Here is a 788-nt window from a genome sequence, read left to right as displayed (position 1 = left end):
GTATGATCCCCGAGATGTTTTTTCGCCCAATGTTCCAACTCCTTTTTCCGGAAACTGGTGACCATACTAAAGCGCATATACAGCGGGCAGTTTTCTTCGTTGGTTTGTACGGCAGCAACAAAGGGGTGTTTGTTTGCAGAACCTCTTCCCCGTTTGCCGCCATGTTTTTCACCGCTCCAGTAGGCATCGTCCAGCTGCACATATCCCTGTAGAGGGCGGCTGTCATCACGCTCTTTCATGACTTGCATGAGCTTGTGTTTCAGGCGCTACGCGGCGTTATAAGAAACACCAAGCTGTCTCGAAAGCGCCAGGGCTGATATGCCATTCTTGGTTTTAGTCATTAGAAACATGCCCAGAAATCAGGTGGTGAAGGGCAACTTGCTGGCTTCCAGAATGGTACCGCTCGTCAATGACGTTTGATGGCGGCAACGGTTACATTGGTAGAGTTCGCGGGTTTTCAGGGTGCAATACTCCCGGCAACAACACAGAGGGCATTCAAATCCGTTCGGCCAGCGCCATTTGAAAAACTGATCGCGGCATTGCCCTTCCTGACCGTATCGCCGAAAGAATTCCACAAGGCTCATGCCTTTCTGAAACTGGATTTTGTTCCTGGCCATGACACCTCTCCTAACCCAAGGAAAACCAGTGTCGTAAGTTTAGACGGGAGAATGGCTTATGTTAGGTGGTAATCAGGTATTTCTTTACAAGTGCATATTCTGGTTTACTTGAACACCGATTCTGGTCTACTTGAACACCCCCGTCACCTTACGTATTGGCGAGCCTGATTT

General features: G+C 49.1%; 1 pseudogene. It reads right to left on the bottom strand.

Going from position 1 to position 788, the window contains the following annotated elements:
- Nucleotides 1-617: pseudogene (locus ABD892_RS04305) on the bottom strand (IS1595 family transposase); the annotation flags it as partial.
- Nucleotides 618-788: the final 171 nt, after the last annotated feature.

The organism is Kistimonas scapharcae, from assembly GCF_039540975.1.
Classification (GTDB): Bacteria; Pseudomonadota; Gammaproteobacteria; order Pseudomonadales; family Endozoicomonadaceae; genus Kistimonas; species Kistimonas scapharcae.
The sequence above is the reverse complement of the archived record's forward strand: the minus strand, read 5'-3'. Positions and strand labels throughout refer to the sequence as shown.